We start from the raw sequence: 20446 nt of genomic DNA, 5'->3' as shown, positions 1-20446 counted from the left end.
TCGAAATCAGTAAGCGCTAGTCTCTTGCAACATTCACTGGCGTACGCCAGCAGTCGGCAAGCGCGGCGGCCTCGAAATGTCAGACCCGGATGAAATCCGCTTGGTGCTATCTGTTCGGGCGTGGCCTGAATTACGGCGCGCTTACCAGAGTCGGAAGATCGGCGGAGTTCGAGGCCTCCTAACCGCAAGGATGCTGATGAAAGCTGCCATCCGTTTCGAAGTGGTGGCGTTGCCGTCCAACGCTCCGCTTCCCGATGGATTGGACATCACGGACGAGCAGTTCCATCCGTTCCTTGTGTTCGGAATCGTAGTCTACGGCGGAGAGAAATCGGTGCGAGTCTTCGCCGACGGTGTGAAGAATTTGCCCGACGCCGCAATCGGCGCGGATCTCGCGGTCAACGCCGCCAACAATGCGTTCTGGAGCCACTGGTGCCCCGCAGAGGCCAGTGATGGGCTCCTGGGCGATCGGGCTGCGGCGCTCAGGACTGTTCATGCCGATCCGGTTCTTTTGACGGCAGCCGGCCTGCCTGGACCGAACCAAGCCAACATCGTCTTCGTAGATACCGGCCTACCTTCCAGTCTGATTCCCAAGCACGGGTTCAAAGGGTGGTGCGTGCTTGAAGATCCCGGCCTCGCGTTAAAGGACGTAAAAACGCGGTGCCCAGGCGCTCCGCTTTCCCCACACGGCGAGATGGTAGCTCGCAATGCCTACGCGATTGCGTCGATCCCTAATGCCCCCAACAGGCTTCGGCTGCTGGATTGCCCCGTCATCCCCGACGGCATCACGAATCTACCGGTCTTTCTGAGCTCAGTAACGGCTGCACTGTTTCAAGTTCTGGCTGTGATCGCGTTTTCACGTACTAGCGATCCCAAGGCCGGCTGGGTGATCTGCAACGCTTGGAGCGTTTTCAACCCGACCCTTGAGTCGAGCGAACTGCCATATTCCAACAATCCCAACCATCCTATCGCGGAGGCCTTGAGGCTACTTAACGCCATCGGTGCTGACGTGGTGTTCGCCGCCGGCAATTGCGGAGAATTCTGCCCCGACCCGCGTTGCTCACCGAGTGCCATCGGCCCATCCCGCAGCATCAACGGCGCCAATGCCCTGAAACAAGTACTAACTGTCGGCGCCGTGAGGATCGACCGACTTTGGCTCGGGTATTCGGGTCAAGGCCCTGGCGTCACCGGCATGGAACACGACAAGCCTGACATCTGCGCGCCGAGTCAGTTCGAGTCCGACGACCTTCCGGGACGCAACACTGGCACTTCGGCCGCTTGCGGTCTCGCGGCCGGCGCTGTCGCGCTTTTCAGAACGAAATGGGTCCATTCCAAACTCGACCCGGACCAACTCGCCGACAAGATCCGGTACTATGCTCAGCGCTACGGGCCGGATGCATGGCAGGACCGGACCGGGCACGGCATTCTCGATCTGGCGGCGACCGCACGGAACTTGGCTGATTCTCAATCGAACCCACCTTGAATGGTTGGTTGAACCATCATCCTTCGCATGCGCTTATCTTTCGCGTGCTCGTTCTGCGCATTGACAGCCGAACGACGCAGCTATGCCACGTACTCAGTGGTCGAGCTCGAAGAGCAAACCCACATTAAGCCCAGACGCGGCGCCGGCCCTCGTCATTCGGGCATTGGGCGGAGTGCGATTCCGAACGCGGCTTGGCGGCGAGGCAACCTCGGTGATTGGGGTCGACGCTTAAAAGACACCGGGTTCGGCGACCGCGCAGATGCCGGAGCCGATCGAGACGCCTCGGGTGACCCTGGCTATCGCGTGCCCGCCCTCCCGTCCCTGCTATCCCGCAGTCGGCCGCCCTCGTGACTGGGGGTGCCAAAACGGTATGTCACGCTCCATCAGACCCACGTCCTCGAACTCGTGCACCGTGAGACATTGCAGGCAGCGACGGATGCCCACATCTGTCGCTGCGTCCGGATCATCTCTGCCAGGCAGCGCAACATCGGCAATGTTCCCAGCGGATGGAAAGATCTCTTATCAGTGGTCGACGAATTCAGATTTGATGCGCCTTGAGCCGAACGTTTTAGAGTGCGACGGATCTCGCGTCCGGTAGAATGGGATCAACGATGCGCTCGGAAAGCCACCCCGCGCCCCGGAGATCCGGTCGCCGCGCGGACCGAGGTCTTCCGTCGGGCAGAAGACCTGTTGAAACGGCGGTCAGCTCCGGGTCACGTTGTCGCTCGACACGATCCGCTCAAGCGCCGTCCGGTCGCGGATTGTGCAGGCGCCCGGTGCCAGCGCGATGTAGCCCTTGCGCTGCCACGCCGAGAGATGCCGGTTGATGCCTTCGCGGGAGAGACCAACCATATGGCCAAGCTCCCGCTGGGTCGTCAGCACGCGGGCGCTGTCCCGCTCGGTGTGTCCGGACAACAGGAGGAGCGTCTTCGCCAGACGCTGCTGGGCGCAGACGAAGGTGTGATCCGACAATTGCTGGCTGGTGCGCCGCAGCCGCCCGCTGAGGATCGCCAGAAGTCTTACCGCCAACACGGGAAAGTCGTGGAGGGCAGGAAAAAGGTCACGCCGCTCAAGAAGGAGGAGACAACATTGCGTGGCTGCAATCGCATCGGCCGTGCGCAGCCCGTGATCCAGCAGCGCAATCTCACCGAACACTTCGTTCGGACCAATTAAGTTCATCACAAGTTCGGATCGTCCATCAGGGCAGCTTGTAGAGATTCGAACATAACCGCTGACAACGGCAAACAGTCCACGGCTCTCATCGCCGCGGCTGAAAACACGCCGACCACACTCGAATGCGAGGGGCTGAACGCGCAAGCTGAGCCGGTCGATCACAGCTTGCGGCGCGTCACGGAACAATTCGTGCTGCGACAGTGCGGTCCGCTTGTCGAGAATGGGCCCGACCTTGCCGGACGGCATGGAGCGCGCTCCTACCGAGCGCGGCCGGTGCGCGCGCCGTGCGCGAATCCGCCCAGTAGCGCGGAGGCCAGACTGAAAAATCTTGAGCGACTGCCTCGTCTTGGTGCGCCCATGCAGGATCTCTTCCATCTCGCTCCGGTCGACGTGCACGGATGCCGGAAGCCGCGGATTAGCGCGAATACACTATAGCCGGGCCTCGGCACAGGCAAGATCACCCGATCGCCTCCGGCGGGTACCTCGCCGCCCGAACACATCAATGAGACCGAGGATCAGGACTTGATGCAACAGCGACCCGGCCGGCCAGGCGCCCGTGCGGAGCGTCTCGGAGACCTCCGGATCGTCGGCTGACGGCGTGGTCGGTTACCACGGACGCGCTGCGACGGGGCGTCTCCGTGACCGGGAGCAGTGTCTTTGCCGTCTCGTCCGGCGCGCCGCTGCATCGGCTCCGACCCGCCCCGCCCTAGTCCGCAAGCGTGACGAACGTCACACGTGGTCAGAGCGGGAAGATCGTACATTCCGCGCTGTCGGGAGGACGCTCAACGCGAACCTGATGCGAGGTTGCCCATGCACGCAGTTGCAAGCCAAGCGCATTTGGGGCCCGGCATCTCGCCGGTAGGTTCTCACGAGCAATGCGGTGCCACGCACCGGCCGGCGCCTGTAGCTGCCGCGCTTAAGGCTTTCGTCGACCACCTCGAACAGGGCGTGGCGGTCGCCGACAGATACGGGCGCGCACTCTTCCTGAACCGGGCTGGTCAAGCCATCGTGCGCGGTTCTCACCTGCGGCTGGCAAACGGGCGCCTCTGTGCGAACGCGCCGAGCGGCAGCATGGCGCTTCACAAATTGATCGCCGACTGCGCCGCCACTGGCTCAGAGGGTTGGCTTCGGCTGGGGAGCGAGGAGGATACGCTTCTGATCGCGGTGAATACGTTTCCACCGGCGGGCGACGCGGATGCCGATCCCATCGTCCTTCTGCGCCTGATCGATCCTGTCACCGCCCGACCTTCCGCCAAGAAAGCGCTCCAGGCTCAGTTCGGCCTGACGCCGGCCGAGGCGGCACTTGCGCTGGACATACTGGCCGGAAATGATCTGGCGGCATGCGCGGCACGGCGCGGGATCACGCTGAACACGGCGCGGGCTCACCTGCGTCGTCTCTTCGAAAAGACAGAAACGCGCCGCCAAGCCGCTTTGATGCGCTTTCTGCTGCTCTGTCCCAAGCCGATCGCCGATCACAGCGCGCCAGCCGCGGGCAGCACGCTCGAGCCGAAGCGTGACGGACGTGACGAGCGGATCTGCTACCGTCACGGGGCGGCTTGAACCGTGACCGGACCCACGACGGACGCTCGCTCCGGATCCTGACGCTGATCGACGAGTATAGCCGGGCTTGTCTGGCGCTGAAGGCGGCGCAGATCGCGATCGGTCTGGGGCAAACCACCGACAACCGCGTCCGGCCGCACTCGTCGCTGGGCTGTCGGCCGCCCGCGCCCGTCAGCTACCCGGATCTGGCCTTCCGGCTACCCATGACCGCGACCATGCAGGAGCCTCGCAACTGGCCCGGTCCAACATACCGGTCAGGTCAATCACGGAGGGGCAGGCCCATGACGGGCGGGCAGCCGATGACCTACCAGGTCGTCGGCTTCGGGTTGCGCTCGTCGAAGCCCTTCTGATGCCAGTAGGGATAGATCGGGGTCTCCTGGCTCGCCGCGTCGAGGCGGGCGACCTGCTCGGGCGCCAGCCGCCAGCCGAGCGCGCCGAGGTTCTGCTTCAGCTGCTCTTCCGTGCGCGCGCCGACCACGATGTTGCAGACCGTCGGCCGGCTCAGCAGCCAGTTGAGCGCCACCTGCGCCACCGTCTTGCCGGTCTCGGCCGCCACGGCGTCGAGGGCCTCCACGACGCCGAACAGATAATCATCGGAGACCGGCGGACCGCCCTCGGCGCCCCCCGCCGCGATGCGGCCGCTCTGGTTCGGCTGGCCGCGGCGGATCTTGCCGGTGAGACGGCCCCATCCCAGCGGGCTCCACACCATCAGGCCGACGCCCTGGTCGATCCCGAGTGGCATCAGCTCCCACTCGTAGTGCCGGCCGATCAGGGAATAGTAGCCCTGGTAGGCGACGTAGCGGGCGAGCCCGTAGCGCTCGGACGTGGCCAGCGCCTTCATGAGCTGCCAGCCGGAGAAGTTCGACGCGCCGATATAGCTGATCTTGCCCGAGCGCGTGAGATCGTCGAGGGCCCGCAACGTCTCTTCGACGGGCGTCAGCGCGTCGAAGCCGTGCATGAAGTAGACGTCGATATGGTCGGTGCCGAGCCGCTTGAGGCTGGCCTCGCAGGCGCGGACCAGGTGATGGCGCGAGGAGCCGACCTGATTCAGGTCGTCGTTGAAGCGGAACGTCGCCTTGGTGGAGATCAGCGCCCGGTCGCGCTTGCCCTTGAGAGCCTGCCCCAGGATCTCCTCCGAGGCCCCCGCCGAGTAGATGTCGGCGGTGTCGAAGAAGCTGACCCCGGAATCGAGGCAGAGGTCGACCATGCGGGTCGCTCCGGCGACATCGGTCTGACCCCAGCGCTGGAAGAACGCGTTCGTCCCGCCGAAGGTGCCGGTGCCGAAGCTGAGCACCGGCACGGTGAGGCCGGAGCGTCCGAACTGCCTGTATTCCATCGGGACCTCTCTGCGATCACGCCCGCCGTGCGGCGCGCCACTCCGTCTAACACGGCTGCCCGGCCGGGCTTTCCCCACGCCGGCAAGCCTGCTTGCGCGGGGGACGATCCAGTCGCCGCGACGGCGCCGTCCCCGCCGCGCCCGTTGAACCCGTCCGCCTGCCGAAGCCTTTCGTCAGCCTGGACCGTGCGTGCGCCTCAAAAACGCACGGGCTTTGCATCATCCCTGCCGGCGCCACGGGAGTTCGTCACTTGGTCCGGACCGTCTGCCCCCATGATTGCCCCTCCGCCTGCAGCCTCGACGTGCAGGTGGCGGATGGCCGCGTCGTCTCGGTCCGGGGTGGCGACAACCCCTACACGGCGGGGGTGATCTGCGCGAAGGTCAGCCGCTACGGCGAGCGCGTCCACCATCCCGACCGGATCCTCCATCCGCTCGAGCGTGTCGGCGCCAAGGGCAGCGGACAATGGCGGCGGATCGCCTGGGACGCGGCGCTCGACCGGCTGGCCGCGGCCTTCTCGGAGACGGCGGAACGCTGGGGGCCGGAGGCGGTCTGGCCGTACAATTCGGGCGGGACCATGGGCCTCGTCCAGCGCGACGGCATCCACCGGCTGACCCACGCGATGGGCTATTCGCGGCGCAAGCGCACGATCTGCACGGCCATCGCGATCGCGGGCTGGAGCGCCGGAACCGGCCGGATCGCCGGGCCGGACCCCCGCGAGATGGCGCTGTCGGACCTGATCGTGGTCTGGGGCGGCAACCCGGTGAGCACCCAGGTCAACGCGATGACCCACATCAGCCGCGCCCGCAAGAATCGGGGCGCCAAGCTGGTGGTGGTCGATCCCTACCGCACCGGCACCGCGGCGGCCGCCGACCTCCACCTCGCGCTGCGGCCGGGCACCGACGGGGCGCTCGCCTGCGCGGTGCTCCACGTCCTGTTCCGCGACGGCTACGCGGACCGGGCCTACCTCGCCGCCCATGCCGCGGAGACGGCGGCCCTGGAGGCGCATCTCGCGTCGCGCACGCCCGAATGGGCGGCGGCGATCACCGGCCTGGAGCCCGCCGCGATCGAGGCCTTCGCGGCCCTCTACGGCCGGACGCCGCGCAGCTACATCCGCTGCGGCTTCGGCTTCACCCGGAGCCGCAACGGCGCCGTGAACCTGCACGCGGTGACCTGCCTGCCGACGGTGACCGGCGCGTGGCAGCACGAGGGCGGCGGCGCCCTCTGGCAGCAGGCGGCGATCTTCAACTGGGACAAGACCCTGACGGAGGGGCTCGACATCAAGGCGCCGGGCGTGCGCGAGCTCGACATGAGCCGGATCGGCCCCATCCTCGCCGACGATCCCGACGCCCTGCAGGGCGGGCCGCCGGTGCGCGCCATGCTGATCCAGTCGGCCAATCCGGCAATCTCGGCCCCCGACAGCGCCCGGGTGCGTGCGGGCTTGGCGCGGCCGGACGTGTTCGTGGCCGTGCACGAGCAGTTCATGACCGAGACCGCGGCGCTGGCCGACCTCGTCCTGCCGGCCACCACCTTCCTGGAGCACGACGACATCTACGGGGCCGGCGGCCACAGCCACATCCAGGCGGGGCCGGCGATCCTGGAGCCGCCGGGGGAGTGCCGGTCGAACCACGCGCTGCTCGGTGCCCTCGCCGCGCGCCTCGGCGCGGACCATGCCGGCTTCCGGCTGAGCGCCCGGGATCTCGCCGACGCGACCCTGGCGCGTTCGGGCTGGGGCGGCCTCGACCGGCTGGAGGCGGAGGGCTGGATCGACGCGCAGCCGGACTTCGCCGAGAGCCACTTCCTCAACGGGTTCGGCCATCCGGACGGGCGCTTCCGCTTCGCCCCCGACTGGGCGGCGCTCGGCCCCCGCGCGGCCGGGATGCCGGCCCTGCCCGACCACTGGCCGGTGGCCGAGCCCGCCGACGCGGAGCACCCGTTCCGGATGATCGCCCCGCCGGCCCGCCAGTTCCTCAACGCGACCTTCACCAACGTGGCCGAGTCGCTCCGCCGCGAGGGGCGGCCGACCTGCCTGCTCCACCCGGAGGACGGCGCGCGGCTCGGGATCGGCACGGGCGACGCCATCGAGATCGGGAATGCCCGCGGCCGGGTCCGGCTGCACGCGCGCCTCGCCGAGGGTCAGCAGCCGGGCGTCGTGGTGGTCGAGAGCCTGTGGCCGAGCGCGTCCTTCGCGGGCGGCAGCGGGATCAACACCCTGATCGGCGCCGCGCCGGCGGCGCCCAACGACGGTGCCGCCTTCCACGACACCGCGGTCTGGGTCCGGGCGGCCTGAGCCGGCGCTCAGGCCCTCAACGCCCCGGGCCTGACGCCGCGCCCGGATTCCGGACGCCCGAAACCCCACGCGCGGCTCCGGCCGATCAACCCGTGCGGTCCACATTCCGGGCCGACATGTCTCGGTCGGCAGAGGGGCTGCACCCGAACTGGGACCGGTAGCTGCGGGAAAAGTGGGCCGCGCTCGAGAACCCGCAGGCCGTCGCGATCTCCCCGATCGCCAGGGGGCTCTGGCGCAACAGGCGCCGTCCGTGGGCCAGGCGGATGGCCCGGTACTGCGCCGAGAAACGCAGGCCCCGCTTGTCGAGGAAGAGCCGGTCGAGGTGACGGGCGCTGACGGCGGCGAGGCGGGCCATGGCGTGACGGCTCAGCGGCGCCTCGACCGTCTTCTCCATCGTCTCGAGGACGGTCAGCAGGGCCGGGTGGTGGACACCGTACCGCTCCGCCGCCGACGCGCGCTGCGGGTCGTCCGCGGCGCCCACCGCCGTGTGCAGGAACCAGTCCGAGACGCGGCGCGCGAAGGCCGCGCCCATGCGTTCGGCGATCAGCCCGTGGGCCATGTCGAGGGGGGCGACTCCGCCGCCGCAGGTCAGGCGGTCGGCATCGGCGACGTAGCGTGCCCGCGTGAGCCGCGCCTCCGGAAACGCCTCGACCGTGGCGCCGGCATACTCCCAGTGAAGGGTGAAAGCGCGCTCCGCCAGCAGCCCCGCCGCGGCCATCAGGTAGGGGCCGCCCGATATGCCGCCGACGCGGACGCCGAACCGGGCCATGCGCCGCAAGGCCGCGTGGATCGCCGGCCTGTCCCACCCGGTCGGCTCGCCGCCCGCGCAGATGAAGAGGGTGTGGAGATGCCCGCGCTCCCGGGGCAGCCCCTCGGTGGGGACCTCCACGCCGGAGGAAGACGCGACGCGGCCCTCGGCCTCGCCGAAGTAGCGCAGGCGATAGAGGGCGCGCCCCGCCAGGTCGTTGGCCGCCCGGAACGGCTCGCAGGCCGAGGCGAACGACAACAGCGCGAAGCCCGGCACAAGGAGGAAGCCGATCTCCTGCGGCCGGTCCCCCGATCCCGGAGGGTCCGCATCCGCTGTCTGTGCTCCGGGTTGGCTCATCCGTGCAAGAAACCGTCTGTTGCGGTCAAGCGCAACCGGGCCGGGACGCCATTCTCGACGCCGCTCCGTTCGGCCCAGGACCCCCTCCGCATGCCCAGCTCCGTGTGCCCACCCGCGTTCGTCGCCAGCGCCCGCGGGCAGGCCCGATGACCCGCCGGGTCGACGTCGCGGTCCTCGGGCTCGGCGCGATGGGCAGCGCCGTCCTGTATCAGCTGGCCAAAAGCGGGGCTGCGGTCGTCGGAATCGACCGCTTCGCCCCGCCGCACGCGTTCGGATCGAGCCACGGCGAGACACGCATCACCCGTCAGGCCGTCGGCGAGGGGCGCGACTACGTCCCGTTCGTCACCGCCTCGCACCGCATCTGGCGCGCGCTGGAGGCGGAGACGGGGGAGACACTGCTGAACGCCTGCGGCGCCCTCGTCATGGCGCCCGGTCACGGAACCTCGTCCCATCACGGCAAGCCGGATTTCGTCGGCCGCTCGATCAGCGCGGCGCAGGGAGCCGGGATCGCCCACGAGGTGCTCGACGGCGCCGAAGTCGCCCGCCGCTTCCCGCAATTCCTCAACCTCGCGGGCGACGAGAAGGCCTATTACGAGCCGGGCGGCGGCTACGTGTTTCCGGAGCGCTGCCTCGCCGCGCAGCTCGGCTGCGCGGCAGCATTAGGTGCCGAGATCCGGACCGGCTGCACGGTGCGGGCGCTCAGCCAAGACGGGGCCGGGATCCGCATCGAGACCGGGGATGGCGCGATCCTGGCCGACCGCGCCGTGGTTGCCGCCGGCGCCTGGACGGCGCCGCTGCTCGGTCGCCCGTTCGACCGGCTGCTCACCGTCCGGCGCCAGCTGCTGCACTGGTACGCCCTGGCGGACGACTCGGCCTATGGGCCGCAAGCGCCGGTCTTCATCTGGATGTACGGGACCACCGACACCGAGTACCTCTACGGCTTCCCGCCGCTGCCGGGGGAGGGCGCCATCAAGGTCGCGACCGAGCAGTACAGCACCGCCACCACGGCCGACGGGGTGGACCGCCGCGTCGATCCGTCGGAATCCGCCGAGATGTACCGGCTGCGCGTCGCGGACCGGCTGGCCGGCACCACCCCGGAGGTCGTCCGGGCGGCGGCCTGCGTCTACACGGTGACCCCCGACCGCGGCTTCATCATCGACCGGCATCCCGGGATGGACCGGGTCCTCGTGGTCTCCGCCTGCTCGGGGCACGGCTTCAAGCACTCGGCCGGAATCGGCGAGGCCGTCGCCGCGGAACTGGCCGGCGGGCCCGGGCGGGTCGATCTCGCCCCCTTCACCCTCACACGCTTCGGTTGATACGCTGGCCGATGGCTCGTGGATTGCTTGAAACCATGCCAAGATCGGCGCCGAGACCAGCGCCAGTTCAGTACAGGCCAGCAGGACCGCTTTGATGCGACACACGATCCGAACCTTCCTGACGACCGGAGCGCTGGCTCTCGCGGCGCTCTCGTCCGTCGCGCTGCCCGGCCGGGCCGGGGCCGCCGACGGTGTCGAGGCGATCAAGAAGCGCGGGACGCTGATCGTCGGGGTCAAGGCGGATTACCGGCCGTTCGGCTTCCGCGATCCGAGCGGCACGATCATCGGGCTCGAGCCCGACCTCGCCGCCGACCTCGCCAAGCGGCTCGGCGTGAAGCTCGAACTGGTGCCGGTGGTCTCGGCCAACCGGATCGAGTTCCTGCAGCAGGGCAAGGTCGATCTGCTGATCGCCACGCTCTCGGACAAGCCGGAGCGCCGCCGCGTCGTGCAGGCGATCGACCCGCAATACTATTCCGACTTCGTGAACGTGCTGCTGCCCAAGAGTTCCGGCATCACCGACTGGGCGCAGCTGAAGGGCAAGCCGCTCTGCGCGACCTCGGGGGCGTGGTACAACAAGGACGTGGCGCGTACCTACGGGGCGGAGATCATCGCCTTCGACGGCTCGGAGAAGCCGCTCTTCGCGCTCAAGCAGGGCAACTGCCTCGGCTACGTCTACGACCAGAGCATGCTGCAGGGTAAGCTGCTCGACGACGACTGGAAGGCCAATTACGCGATGCCGCTCAAGGGTATCCTCGACGCGCCGTGGATGATGGCGGTGGCGCAGGGCAACACCACGCTCCAGACCATGGTCGAGGACGCCACCAAGGACTGGATGAAGACCGGCCTCATCGTCGACGAGGAGAAGAAGTGGGGCATCGAGCCGACCGCTTACTCGAAGGCGATGCACGAGAAGTACAAGAACGCGACCAACTGATGCGGTCCTGCACGACGGCTCCGAGCGTTCGCCCGCGATGATCGCCACGATCCAGGCGTGGTTCCAGCAGCTCTACGAAACCACGGGCTTCAACTTCACGGTCTTCTACGACCCCTACGACTGGGACCGCTACGTCGCCGGCCTGCGGATGACGCTGCTGCTCGGGATCACCACGATCCTGGCGAGCCTCGTGATCGGCGCGGTCGGCGCGCTCCTGCAGAGCGGGCCGTCGCGCCTGCTGCGCGGGCTGGTCAACGGCTTCGTCGTGCTGTTCCGCAACACGCCGCCCCTGGTGCAGATCTTCTTCTTCTATTTCGGGCTCGGCACGCTCCTGCCGGACCTGCGCTCGGCGGACGGCCTGCGCGCGCCGATCCTCAGCAACGTGCAATGGGCGATCGTCTCGCTGTCGCTGTTCGCCGGCGCCTTCAACGTCGAGATCTTCCGCTCCGGCATCGAGGCCGTTCCGAAGACCACGATCGAGGCCGCCGAGGCCCTGGGCTACACCCGGTTCAAGGCCTACCGCCACGTCGTCCTGCCGCTGGCTCTGCGCGTCTGCCTGCCGGCCCTGAACAACAACCTGATCAACCTCCTGAAGACCACGACGCTCGCCTACGCCATCGCGGTCCCCGAGACGCTCTACGCGGTCAAGCAGATCTGGTCCGAGTCGCAGAACGTCCTCGAGATGATGCTGGTCCTGCTCGCGACCTACGCGGTCCTCGTCGGCCTGCTCGTCTGGGTCATGCACCGCTGGGAGCGGGCCCTGCGCATCCCGGGCTACGGCCGATGAGCGCCCTGGACCCGAACCGCCCGGGCGACCTGCCGGTCCTGCTGCCGTTCGCGCTCGCCGATCACCGTCCGCCGGCGCGGCTGCGGCCGGCCCATCTCTGGCTGCTCACCGGCCTCGCCCTCGTGGCGGTGCCGGCCTGGGCGCAGGGCGGGGCCGCCGCGCTGTCGCCTCTGGAGGTCGTGATCAAGTGGGCGCCCCTGCTGCTCACGGGCTTCGCCTTCAACGTCGCGATCTCGCTGATGGCGATGGCGATCGGCACCGCCGCGGGGATCGGGCTTGGCCTCGCCATGCTGGCCGAGGGGCGCGTCCTTTCGCGCCTCGCGTGGTGCGCCACGCAGGTCTTCCGCAACGTGCCCTGGCTGGTTCTGCTGTTCTTCGTGATGTTCCTGGTGCCGTTCCAGGTCACCGTGTTGGGGATCCGGGTGCCGCTGCCCGACTGGATCAAGGCGACCTTCGGCTTCAGCCTGCCGGTGATGGCCAACGTCGCCGAGATCGTCCGCGGCGCGGTGCGCTCGGTGCCGAACACCCAGTGGGAGGCGGCCGAGTCCCTGGCCTTCAGCCGGCGGCAGACGATGTGGCGCATCATCCTGCCCCAGTGCGCGAAGCGGATGCTGCCGCCCTGGATGAACGTCTATTCGCTGATCGCCATGGCGACCGTGCAGGCCTCGATCGTCGGGGTCACCGAGATGCTGACGCTGACCGCGCAGGTGCATGCGGCCGAGGGTGGCCGCCCCGAGCTGTTCGCCCCGCTCTACGGCTTCGCCCTGCTCTGCTTCTTCCTCTACTGCTACCCGATCGACCGGCTGACCGCCCGCCTGGAACGCCGCTTCGAGACCCGTTGAGCCCGATGCCCGCACCCGCTGCCAGCAGACCGTCCCCGGCTTGGACGCCCGATCAGCCGATCGTCCGCCTCGTCGACGTGCACAAATCCTTCGGGACCTTCGAGGTGCTGAAGGGGATCAGCTTCGACGTGCGCAAGGGCGAGGTGGTCTGCATCATCGGCCCGTCGGGCTCGGGCAAGTCGACGCTGATCCGCTGCGTCAACGCGCTGGTGCCGGTCACGGCGGGCTCGATCGCGGTCGAGGGGATCGACGTCACCGATCCGCGGCTCGACAAGCTGGCGCTGCGCCGCAAGGTCGGGATGGTGTTCCAGCAGTACAACCTCTTCCCGCACAAGACCGCGCTGCAGAACGTGATGATGGCCCCCATCCACGTCCTCGGGCAGGACCGGCGCGAGGTCGAGGCCCGCGCCCGGGCGCTCCTCGCCAAGGTCCGGCTGGCCGGCAAGGAGGACGCCTATCCGGGCGAGCTGTCGGGCGGCCAGCAGCAGCGCGTGGCCATCGCCCGCTCGCTGGCGATGCGGCCCGACGTGATGCTGTTCGACGAGGTCACCGCCGCCCTGGACCCGGAGACGGTCAAGGAGGTGCTGGTCACGATCCGGGAGCTCGCCGAGGAGGGCATGACCTGCATGCTCGTCACCCACGAGATGAATTTCGCCCGGGACGTCGCCGACCACATCTACTTCACCGACCGCGGCGTGATCGTCGAGCACGGGCCGCCCGCGACCTTCTTCGCCTCGGCCCAGGATCCGCGCACGCGCCGCTTCCTCTCGCAGGTGCTCTGACGCCGCGGGAGGGCGCCCGTCGGCACGGCGCGGCCTCACACGTCGAGCGTGGTCTCGCGCTCCCAGGCGGTGAAATGGGCGCAGTAGCTGTCCCACTCGCCCTGCTTCAGCTTGAGATAGGCGGACGAGAAGGCGCCGCCCAGATTCGCCCGCAGGGCCTCGTCGGCCTCGAAGGCCCGCAGGGCGTCGAGCAGGTTGAGCGGCAGGCGCGGGGCGCCGGAAACCGTGTGGCCGTCCCGGTACATGTCGACGTCGCTGTGCGGCCCGGGATCGGCCGCCTGCGCCAGCCCGTCGAGGCCTGCGGCCAGGATCGCCGCCTGGAGCAGGTAGGGGTTGGCCGCGCCGTCGGGCAGGCGCAGCTCGAACCGGCCCGGCCCGGGCACCCGGACCATGTGGGTGCGGTTGTTGCCGGTCCAGGTGACGGCGTTCGGCGCCCAGGTCGCCCCCGAGATCGTGCGGGGCGCGTTGATGCGCTTGTAGGAATTGACCGTCGGGTTGGTGATCGCGGCGAGCGCCGGCGCGTGCCGCATGATCCCGCCGAGGAAGTGCCGGCCCCGGGTCGAGAGGCCGAACGGCATCTCGGGATCCGCGAAGGCGTTCTCGGTGCCGGCCATGTTCCACACCGAGACGTGGCAGTGGCAGCCGTTGCCGGTGAGGCCGGGGAACGGCTTTGGCATGAAGGTCGCCCGCAGGCCGTGCCGTTCGGCGACCGAGCGGACCATGAACTTGAAGAAGGCGTGCTTGTCGGCGGTGGCCAGCGCGTCGTCGTATTCCCAGTTCATCTCGAACTGGCCGTTCGCGTCCTCGTGGTCGTTCTGGTAGGGCTTCCAGCCGAGCGCCAGCATGTGGTCGCAGATCTCGGCGATCACGTCGTAGCGGCGCATCAGCGCCTGCTGGTCGTAGCAGGACTTCTCCGCCCGGTCGTGGTGGTCGGAGATCGCCGCCCCGTCCGGGCTCAGCAGGAAGAACTCGGCCTCGACGCCGGTCCTGACCCGCAAGCCCTCGGCGGCGGCCCGCGCCACGAGCTGCTTCAGCACCACCCGGGGCGCCTGGTCGACGGGGGCGTCCGCCATGGTGCAGTCGGCCGCCACCCAGGCGACGTCCGGCTTCCAGGGCAGGCGGATCACCGAGGCGGCGTCCGGCATCGCGAACAGGTCGGGATGGGCCGGCGTGAGGTCGAGCCAGGTGGCGAAGCCCGCGAAACCCGCACCGTCGCGCTGCATGGCGCCAATCGCCTGCGCGGGCACCAGCTTGGCGCGCTGGCAGCCGAACAGGTCCGTGTAGGAGATCATGAAGTACCGCACGCCGTGCTCGGCGGCGTAGGCGGAAAGGTCGGTCGTCACGGCAGCCCCCCTGAGCGCGGGTCGGTGGGTGCCGACCGCGCCCGAACCGGCGCGACCGGCGGGGTTGAAGGGCCCTAGAAGCCGGCTTTGCCCGGGTACCAGTCGGTGCCGGCCAGCGGCACGCGGGCCATGGCGGCGGCCTCGAGCGTCAGCGCCACGAGATCCTCGGGCTCCAGATTGTGCAGGTGGTTGTGGCCGCAGGCGCGGGCGATCGTCTGCGCCTCCAGGGTCATGACCTTCAGGTAATTGGCGAGCTTCCGGCCGGCGCGCACCGGGTCGAGGCGGGCCGCCAGTTCGGGATCCTGCGTGGTGATGCCCGCGGGGTCGCGGCCCTCGTGCCAGTCGTCGTAGGCGCCCGCGGTGGAGCCGAGCTTGCGGTACTCCTCCTCGTAGGCCGGGTCGTTGTCGCCGATGGCGACGAGCGCCGCGGTGCCGATCGAGACCGCGTCGGCCCCCAGCGCGATGGCCTTGGCGACGTCGGCGCCCGAGCGGATGCCGCCGGAGATCACGAGTTGCACGCTCCGGTGCAGGCCGAGATCCTGCAGCGCCTGCGCGGCGGGGCGGATACAGGCCAGCGTCGGCTGGCCGACATGCTCGATGAACACGTCCTGGGTCGCCGCCGTGCCGCCCTGCATGCCGTCGAGGACGACGACGTCGGCCCCGGCCTTCGCGGCCAGCGCGGTGTCGTAATAGGGCCGCGCGCCGCCGACCTTCACGTAGATCGGCTTCTCCCAGTCGGTGATCTCGCGCAATTCGCCGATCTTGATCTCGAGGTCGTCCGGGCCGGTCCAGTCCGGGTGCCGGCAGGCGGAGCGCTGGTCGATGCCCTGGGGCAGGTCGCGCATGGCGGCGACCCGGTCGGAGATCTTCTGGCCGAGCAGCATGCCGCCGCCGCCGGGCTTCGCGCCCTGGCCGACCACCACCTCGATGGCGTCGGCGCGCCGGAGGTCGCGCGGGTTCATGCCGTAGCGGGAGGGCAGGTACTGGTAGACGAGGATCTCGGAATGGCCGCGCTCCTCGTCGGTCATGCCGCCGTCGCCGGTCGTGGTGGAGGTGCCGGCCAGGCTCGCGCCGTGGCCGAGTGCCTCCTTGGCGTTGGCGGACAGGGAACCGAAGCTCATGCCGGCGATGGTGATCGGGATCTTCAACGCGATCGGCTTCTTCGCAAAGCGCGTGCCGAGGGTGACGCCGGTCCCGCAGGTCTCCCGGTAGCCCTCCAGGGGATAGCGCGACATCGAGGCGCCGAGGAACAGCAGGTCGTCGAGATGCGGGAGCTTGCGCTTCGTGCCGCCGCCGCGGATGTCGTATATCCCGGTGGCCGCGGCCCGGCGGATCTCCGCCATCGTGTGGTCGTCGAAGGTCGCCGACTTGCGCGGCGGCATCGGCGGGTTCTGGTAGGTCATGCCCGGTCTCCCGCTCAGTAGGCGTTGTCGATGTTGAAGCTGTAGAGCTGGCGCGCCGAGCCGTAGCGCCGGAACGCCTCGGGCCGGACGTCCGTGACCCCGGCCCGGTCGAGCAGGGCCGCGAGGTACGCGCGGTGCTCGGGGCGCATCGGCTTCTCGATGCAGTCGGCCCCGAGGCTCTTCACGCTGCCGCGGACGAACAGCTTCGCCTCGTAGAGCGAGTCGCCCAAAGCCTCGCCGGCATCGCCCAGGACCACGAGGGATCCGGACTGCCCCATGAAGGCCGACATGTGCCCGATCGAGCCGTGCACGACGATGTCGATGCCCTTCATGGAGATGCCGCAGCGCGAGGCCGCGTTGCCCTTGATGACGAGGAGGCCGCCGCGCCCGGTCGCTCCGGCATATTGCGAGGCGTCGCCCTCGATCACGACCGTGCCGGACATCATGTTCTCGGCGACGCCGGGACCCGCCGAGCCCTGCACCGTGACGGTGCCGCCGTCGTTCATGCCGGCGCAGTAATAGCCCACCGAGCCGCGCACGGTGACGGAGACGGGCCCGTCGATCCCGACCGCCACCGCGTGCTGGCCCCGCGGGTTCAGCACCTCGAAAGCGGTGTCGTTGGCGCCGGCGGCGACGCCGTGAAGGGCCTGGTTCAGGGCGCGCAGGGGCGTCGCCGCCAGATCGAAGACGGGCATGGACGGATCCGTGATGTGAGGGCGGCTCAGGCGGCCTGCCGCTGATCCCAGAAGTAGACGGTCGCCGGCTCGGGCTCCCAGATTCGGGCGGTCTCGATCCCCGGCAGGCCGACGAGCGCCCGGTATTCCGAGCCGAAGGCGACGTAGCGCTCGGTCTCGGCCATGATCGCGGGTTTGCAGGCGATCGGGTCGCGCAGGACGCCGAAGCCGGACTTGGTGCCGACCACGAAGGTGAAGAACCCGTCGAGATCCTCCAGCGCCCCCGCGAGCGCCGCGCCGAGATCCCGGCCCCGCGCCATCGCGGTCGTGAGATAGGCGGCCGCGACCTCGGAATCGTTCTGGGTCTCGAAAGCCATGCCGTCGCGGGCGAGGCTCCGGCGCAGGTTGTTGTGGTTCGACAGCGAGCCGTTATGGACGAGGCACTGGTCGGCCCCCGTCGAGAACGGGTGCGCGCCCATCGTGGTCACGGCCGATTCCGTCGCCATCCGGGTGTGGCCGATGCCGTGGGTGCCGGACATCCGGGCGATGCCGAAGCGCGCCACCACGTCCCTCGGCAGGCCGACCTCCTTGTAGATCTCGACGCTCTCGCCCGCGCCCATCACGCGCAGGTCTGGCGAGAGGCCCTTGAGGGCGTCTCGCGTCGCGTCGAGGCGGTCGGACGCGACGGTGATCACCGCGTGCGAACTCTTCACCGCCACCCGCGCCGAGCCGCCGGAGGCCTCCGCGAGGCGCTGCTCCAGGGCGGGGAAATCCGCCAGGGCCTGAGCCGACTGCACGGTGATCTTCGAGCGGCCGGGGGTCGGCGGCCCGTAGATCGCGAGGCCCGCCGAATCCGGACCGCGATCCGTCATGGTGACGAGCATGTCGGCGAGCAGGGCGCCGAGCCGCGGCTCCAGGGCGGGGTCCTTCAGGAACAATCCGACGATGCCGCACATGGCACCACCTCCGTCGCGGGTTCGCCCGGAGCATAGGCGGTCTCGCAACGGAGAATCAACTGTCAGGAAATAAGATTTCTTCTCAAGAATTGACGACGGGTCAGTCCGCCCCCCCGGATTGCGGGTAGGCGATCACCGAGAGGTAGCGGGCCGGCAGCACCAAGAGCTCCGCCGGCCCGTGCGGGGCGTCGGCGTCGAAGAACAGGCTGTCGCCCGGCTGCATGTGGAAGTGCCGGTCCCCGTGCCGGTACAGCACCTCGCCCTCCAGCATGTAGAGGAATTCCAGGCCCGCGTGCTGGAAGGTCGGGAACACGTCCGAATCGGTCGTGAGCGTGATCAGGTACGGCTCGACCGTGACCCCGCTGGTGTTCTCGTGGATGTGGCCGAGCAGGTTGTACTGGTGCCCGGCGCGGGTGCCGCGCCGCTCCAGCTCGACGCCTTCGCCGGCCTTGACGAAGACGGCGTTGCGAACCTCCTCGTAGCGCCGGAAGAAGCCGGTGATCGGCATGCCGAGCGCCTGGGCGAGCAGCTGCAGCGTCGTCAGGGACGGCGAGATGTTGCCGTTCTCGATCTTCGACAGCATGCCGGGCGACAGGCCGGTGGCTGCGGCGAGGTCGGCGGAGGTGAGGCCGAGGCGTTTCCGGCGCTCGCGCACTTCGTGGCCGATCGCCCGTTCGAGGTTGTTCTCGCGCGGCTCGCGGACGGCGTGCGGATCCTGCGACAGGACCGGCTCGCGCGCCGGCTCCGACGCCTCCCCCGCCGTCCGGTTCGACGAGCCTGACCGCATGGCGGGTTCCCCTCCTCGGCGATCGCGGGTTGCGGCCGCGCGGATCCTCGGCCGCCCTGCCGCGGCGCCGGACGCCTGTCAACGGATCGGCGCCCGCCCGGATCGCGGGCTGCGCAGCACGGACACGTCGCCGGTCCGCTTCTTGCTCGCACCCCGGCCGCGGAGTGGACTCAAGGCTGCCGAACCGGGAGATCCTGCATGCGTCGATCCCTGCACACCGATGAGGAGATCGCCTTCCTGCTCGACGAGGCCGCGCGTGGCATCCCCATCGCCGAGATCTGCGCGAGCGCCCGGATCTCGCTCGGCACCTTCTACCGCTGGCGAAGACGCCTCGGCGGCCTGAAGCCAGCGGGAGTGGCCCGGCTCGATCAGGTCGAGCGGGAGAATGCCGGCCTCCGGGCGGAGGTGCTGCGGCTTCGGGCGGCCCTGCTCGTCCAGCCGGTGCGCGGGGCACCGGCCACGACGGAGCACACGAGCCTGCGCCAGACGCCGCACCATCGCGGCGCCTACGCCTGTGTCGGCCGGTTCGCCTTCGGGCGCAGCGCGAACTGAGGCGGTCTCCGTCTGGATGCTTCGGGTGAGGGATCCCTCGCCGTCATCGCGCGCGCAGCGAAGCGACCCGGGGCAGCGGGACCTCTCAGGTCGGAGCGTGTCCCGGCATGGCTTCGCTGCGCTCGCAAGGACGGAGGGGTCTGCATCGGCCGGCCATGCGCTCAAGCGGCTCCGGACGGCGCCGACGCGAGGGCTGTCTTGGGCATCAGCATGTGGACGCCCTTGTTGCCGTCGACCGTCTGGGTGATCCGCAGGTTCCCGGCGAGCGAGCACAGCATGTAGGCCTGGTTCCGGGTGAGGCTGGTCCGCGCGCAGACGAGGCGCACCATCTCGCGCACGGCCTGGCGCATCGCCTCGTCGAGGCTCTCGTGCAGGCCGATCGACATCAGGTCGGTGGGCGTCTCGGCGAAGGGCCACGCGCCCGGGAGGTCCTTGCGGACGGTCAGCCGGAACGTGCCGGTCAGCCCGGTCTCCAGGGCGGTGATGCAGACCTCGCCATCGCCCTGCACGCCGTGGCCGTCGCCCGCGTAGAAGCCGCCGCCGGGGTTGAACACCGGCAGGTAGAGGGTGGTGCCGACCCGCAGCTCCTTGTTGTCCATGTTGCCGCCGAAGGCGCGGGGCACCGGGCTGCCGACCCGGCCCCAGGTGGCAGGCGGGGCCGTGCCCATGATGCCGAAGAACGGGTCGAGGGGCAGCTCCGTGCCCCAGGGCAGGCGGCAGAGGCCGCGCGCGGTGTCGATGTCGGCGTGGACGGTCTCGTACTCGGTGAACTCGTCCGGCAGGGTGCCGAGGAGCGGCAGGATCGACACGAAGCCCCAGTCGAGGCGGAACTTCAGGTCGAGGATGTCGACCTGCAGCATGTCGCCGGGCTCGGCGCCCGCGACGTGGACCGGGCCGGTGACGAAGTGCGGGCCGGGGCCGCGCTCCAGGGTGTCGAGGGCGTGGAGCAGGTCGGGCGGCACCCGGGCCGGATCGGGGTGGAGCGACTCGCGCCCGCCCGCCGGATGCGAGTGCAGGGTGACGGTGTCGCCGGACGCGACGGTGAGGACGGGCGGGAGCGCGGCGTCGAAATAGCCGAGCACCATGGTCTCGGGCGTCGCGGGGATCTCGTGATGGGTCGGCACGGCG

The 20446-nt window shown here is 69.4% G+C and carries 18 protein-coding genes and 1 pseudogene; 10 read left to right on the top strand and 9 right to left on the bottom strand.

All coding sequences use genetic code 11. The features are described from left to right. Nucleotides 1-196 precede the first annotated feature (196 nt). Nucleotides 197-1480 carry a S8 family serine peptidase gene (locus tag JOE48_RS14780; protein ID WP_210030903.1) on the top strand — a complete coding sequence of 428 codons (1284 nt, stop codon included), beginning with the start codon at nt 197-199 and terminating at the stop codon, nt 1478-1480. A gap of 702 nt (nt 1481-2182) precedes the next feature. On the opposite strand, the gene JOE48_RS14775 is transcribed toward JOE48_RS14780, so the two are convergent. Beyond that, nucleotides 2183-2899, bottom strand: coding sequence for a Crp/Fnr family transcriptional regulator (locus JOE48_RS14775; RefSeq protein ID WP_210030902.1), 717 nt, complete (start codon nt 2897-2899; stop codon nt 2183-2185). A 564-nt stretch (nt 2900-3463) separates the two neighbouring features. Between JOE48_RS14775 and JOE48_RS14770 the strand changes: the two genes are divergently transcribed. Both JOE48_RS14770 and JOE48_RS14765 read left to right on the top strand, forming a co-directional pair. Further along, nucleotides 3464-4213, top strand: coding sequence for a helix-turn-helix transcriptional regulator (locus tag JOE48_RS14770; RefSeq protein WP_210030901.1), 750 nt, complete (start codon nt 3464-3466; stop codon nt 4211-4213). Nucleotides 4214-4221: 8 nt separating this feature from the next. Beyond that, a pseudogene (locus JOE48_RS14765) lies at nt 4222-4434 on the top strand (hypothetical protein); the annotation flags it as partial. 83 nt (nt 4435-4517) lie between these two features. Here JOE48_RS14765 and JOE48_RS14760 read toward each other — a convergent pair. Further along, nucleotides 4518-5549, bottom strand: coding sequence for an aldo/keto reductase (locus JOE48_RS14760; protein WP_210030895.1), 1032 nt, complete (start codon nt 5547-5549; stop codon nt 4518-4520). Nucleotides 5550-5800: 251 nt separating this feature from the next. On the opposite strand from JOE48_RS14760, the gene JOE48_RS14755 reads away from it, so the two are divergent. After that, on the top strand, nt 5801-7837 hold the full coding sequence (locus tag JOE48_RS14755) for a molybdopterin oxidoreductase family protein (protein WP_210030893.1): 2037 nt from the start codon (nt 5801-5803) through the stop codon (nt 7835-7837). Between the two features lie 85 nt (nt 7838-7922). Here the strand turns inward: JOE48_RS14755 and JOE48_RS14750 are convergent, their stop codons facing one another. Further along, the gene (locus tag JOE48_RS14750; RefSeq protein ID WP_210030891.1) at nt 7923-8942 is read right to left on the bottom strand and encodes a GlxA family transcriptional regulator; all 1020 of its coding nucleotides are present in this window, start codon (nt 8940-8942) and stop codon (nt 7923-7925) included. Between the two features lie 146 nt (nt 8943-9088). Here JOE48_RS14750 and solA point away from each other — a divergent pair, with 146 nt between their 5' ends. From solA to JOE48_RS14725, 5 genes are all read left to right on the top strand, one after another. Beyond that, complete coding sequence (solA, locus tag JOE48_RS14745; RefSeq protein WP_210030889.1) at nt 9089-10258, top strand: N-methyl-L-tryptophan oxidase; 1170 nt, start codon at nt 9089-9091, stop codon at nt 10256-10258. Nucleotides 10259-10352: 94 nt separating this feature from the next. Next, nucleotides 10353-11192, top strand: coding sequence for a transporter substrate-binding domain-containing protein (locus JOE48_RS14740; protein WP_210030887.1), 840 nt, complete (start codon nt 10353-10355; stop codon nt 11190-11192). A 37-nt stretch (nt 11193-11229) separates the two neighbouring features. Further along, nucleotides 11230-11979, top strand: a complete 750-nt coding sequence (locus JOE48_RS14735; RefSeq protein WP_210030886.1) for an amino acid ABC transporter permease — start codon at nt 11230-11232, stop codon at nt 11977-11979. After that, nucleotides 11976-12821 (top strand): amino acid ABC transporter permease, encoded by an 846-nt coding sequence (locus JOE48_RS14730; protein WP_210030885.1) that lies wholly within the window; start codon nt 11976-11978, stop codon nt 12819-12821. Before JOE48_RS14735 ends, JOE48_RS14730 begins: the two co-directional genes overlap by 4 nt. A 5-nt stretch (nt 12822-12826) precedes the next feature. Continuing rightward, nucleotides 12827-13603: an amino acid ABC transporter ATP-binding protein gene (locus JOE48_RS14725; RefSeq protein ID WP_245252831.1), complete on the top strand. Its 777-nt coding sequence runs from the start codon at nt 12827-12829 to the stop codon at nt 13601-13603. 35 nt (nt 13604-13638) lie between these two features. Here the strand turns inward: JOE48_RS14725 and glnT are convergent, their stop codons facing one another. The 5 genes from glnT to JOE48_RS14700 all read right to left on the bottom strand — a co-directional run bounded on the left by glnT (nt 13639) and on the right by JOE48_RS14700 (nt 18766). Next, nucleotides 13639-14946: a type III glutamate--ammonia ligase gene (gene glnT / locus JOE48_RS14720; RefSeq protein WP_210030884.1), complete on the bottom strand. Its 1308-nt coding sequence runs from the start codon at nt 14944-14946 to the stop codon at nt 13639-13641. A gap of 74 nt (nt 14947-15020) precedes the next feature. Next, nucleotides 15021-16349, bottom strand: coding sequence for an FMN-binding glutamate synthase family protein (locus JOE48_RS14715; protein ID WP_210030883.1), 1329 nt, complete (start codon nt 16347-16349; stop codon nt 15021-15023). A 14-nt stretch (nt 16350-16363) separates the two neighbouring features. After that, a complete protein-coding gene (locus tag JOE48_RS14710; RefSeq protein ID WP_210030882.1) occupies nt 16364-17044 on the bottom strand; it encodes a GXGXG domain-containing protein in 681 nt (226 codons plus the stop codon). Between the two features lie 26 nt (nt 17045-17070). After that, on the bottom strand, nt 17071-17979 hold the full coding sequence (locus tag JOE48_RS14705) for a glutamine amidotransferase family protein (protein ID WP_210030881.1): 909 nt from the start codon (nt 17977-17979) through the stop codon (nt 17071-17073). Between the two features lie 100 nt (nt 17980-18079). Beyond that, the gene (locus JOE48_RS14700) at nt 18080-18766 is read right to left on the bottom strand and encodes an XRE family transcriptional regulator (protein WP_210030880.1); all 687 of its coding nucleotides are present in this window, start codon (nt 18764-18766) and stop codon (nt 18080-18082) included. A 198-nt stretch (nt 18767-18964) separates the two neighbouring features. Here JOE48_RS14700 and JOE48_RS14695 point away from each other — a divergent pair, with 198 nt between their 5' ends. Next, nucleotides 18965-19318 carry a transposase gene (locus JOE48_RS14695; RefSeq protein WP_210030878.1) on the top strand — a complete coding sequence of 118 codons (354 nt, stop codon included), beginning with the start codon at nt 18965-18967 and terminating at the stop codon, nt 19316-19318. A gap of 161 nt (nt 19319-19479) precedes the next feature. On the opposite strand, the gene JOE48_RS14690 is transcribed toward JOE48_RS14695, so the two are convergent. After that, the gene (locus tag JOE48_RS14690; protein WP_210030876.1) at nt 19480-20442 is read right to left on the bottom strand and encodes an acetamidase/formamidase family protein; all 963 of its coding nucleotides are present in this window, start codon (nt 20440-20442) and stop codon (nt 19480-19482) included. Nucleotides 20443-20446 lie beyond the last annotated feature (4 nt).

The sequence above is a fragment of the Methylobacterium sp. PvR107 genome (genome assembly GCF_017833295.1).
Classification (GTDB): domain Bacteria; phylum Pseudomonadota; class Alphaproteobacteria; order Rhizobiales; family Beijerinckiaceae; genus Methylobacterium.
This window is presented reverse-complemented; position numbering and strand designations above follow the sequence as displayed.

Bases quoted from the DNA above. Each gene is read 5' to 3' on its own strand.
- JOE48_RS14780 (WP_210030903.1), top strand. From the start codon at position 197: ATGAAAGCTGCCATCCGTTTCGAAGTGGTGGCGTTGCCGTCCAACGCT.
- JOE48_RS14775 (WP_210030902.1), bottom strand. From the start codon at position 2,899: ATGCCGTCCGGCAAGGTCGGGCCCATTCTCGACAAGCGGACCGCACTG.
- JOE48_RS14770 (WP_210030901.1), top strand. From the start codon at position 3,464: ATGCACGCAGTTGCAAGCCAAGCGCATTTGGGGCCCGGCATCTCGCCG.
- JOE48_RS14760 (WP_210030895.1), bottom strand. From the start codon at position 5,549: ATGGAATACAGGCAGTTCGGACGCTCCGGCCTCACCGTGCCGGTGCTC.
- JOE48_RS14750 (WP_210030891.1), bottom strand. From the start codon at position 8,942: ATGAGCCAACCCGGAGCACAGACAGCGGATGCGGACCCTCCGGGATCG.
- solA (WP_210030889.1), top strand. From the start codon at position 9,089: ATGACCCGCCGGGTCGACGTCGCGGTCCTCGGGCTCGGCGCGATGGGC.
- JOE48_RS14740 (WP_210030887.1), top strand. From the start codon at position 10,353: ATGCGACACACGATCCGAACCTTCCTGACGACCGGAGCGCTGGCTCTC.
- JOE48_RS14735 (WP_210030886.1), top strand. From the start codon at position 11,230: ATGATCGCCACGATCCAGGCGTGGTTCCAGCAGCTCTACGAAACCACG.
- JOE48_RS14730 (WP_210030885.1), top strand. From the start codon at position 11,976: ATGAGCGCCCTGGACCCGAACCGCCCGGGCGACCTGCCGGTCCTGCTG.
- JOE48_RS14725 (WP_245252831.1), top strand. From the start codon at position 12,827: ATGCCCGCACCCGCTGCCAGCAGACCGTCCCCGGCTTGGACGCCCGAT.
- JOE48_RS14715 (WP_210030883.1), bottom strand. From the start codon at position 16,349: ATGACCTACCAGAACCCGCCGATGCCGCCGCGCAAGTCGGCGACCTTC.
- JOE48_RS14710 (WP_210030882.1), bottom strand. From the start codon at position 17,044: ATGCCCGTCTTCGATCTGGCGGCGACGCCCCTGCGCGCCCTGAACCAG.
- JOE48_RS14705 (WP_210030881.1), bottom strand. From the start codon at position 17,979: ATGTGCGGCATCGTCGGATTGTTCCTGAAGGACCCCGCCCTGGAGCCG.
- JOE48_RS14700 (WP_210030880.1), bottom strand. From the start codon at position 18,766: ATGCGGTCAGGCTCGTCGAACCGGACGGCGGGGGAGGCGTCGGAGCCG.
- JOE48_RS14695 (WP_210030878.1), top strand. From the start codon at position 18,965: ATGCGTCGATCCCTGCACACCGATGAGGAGATCGCCTTCCTGCTCGAC.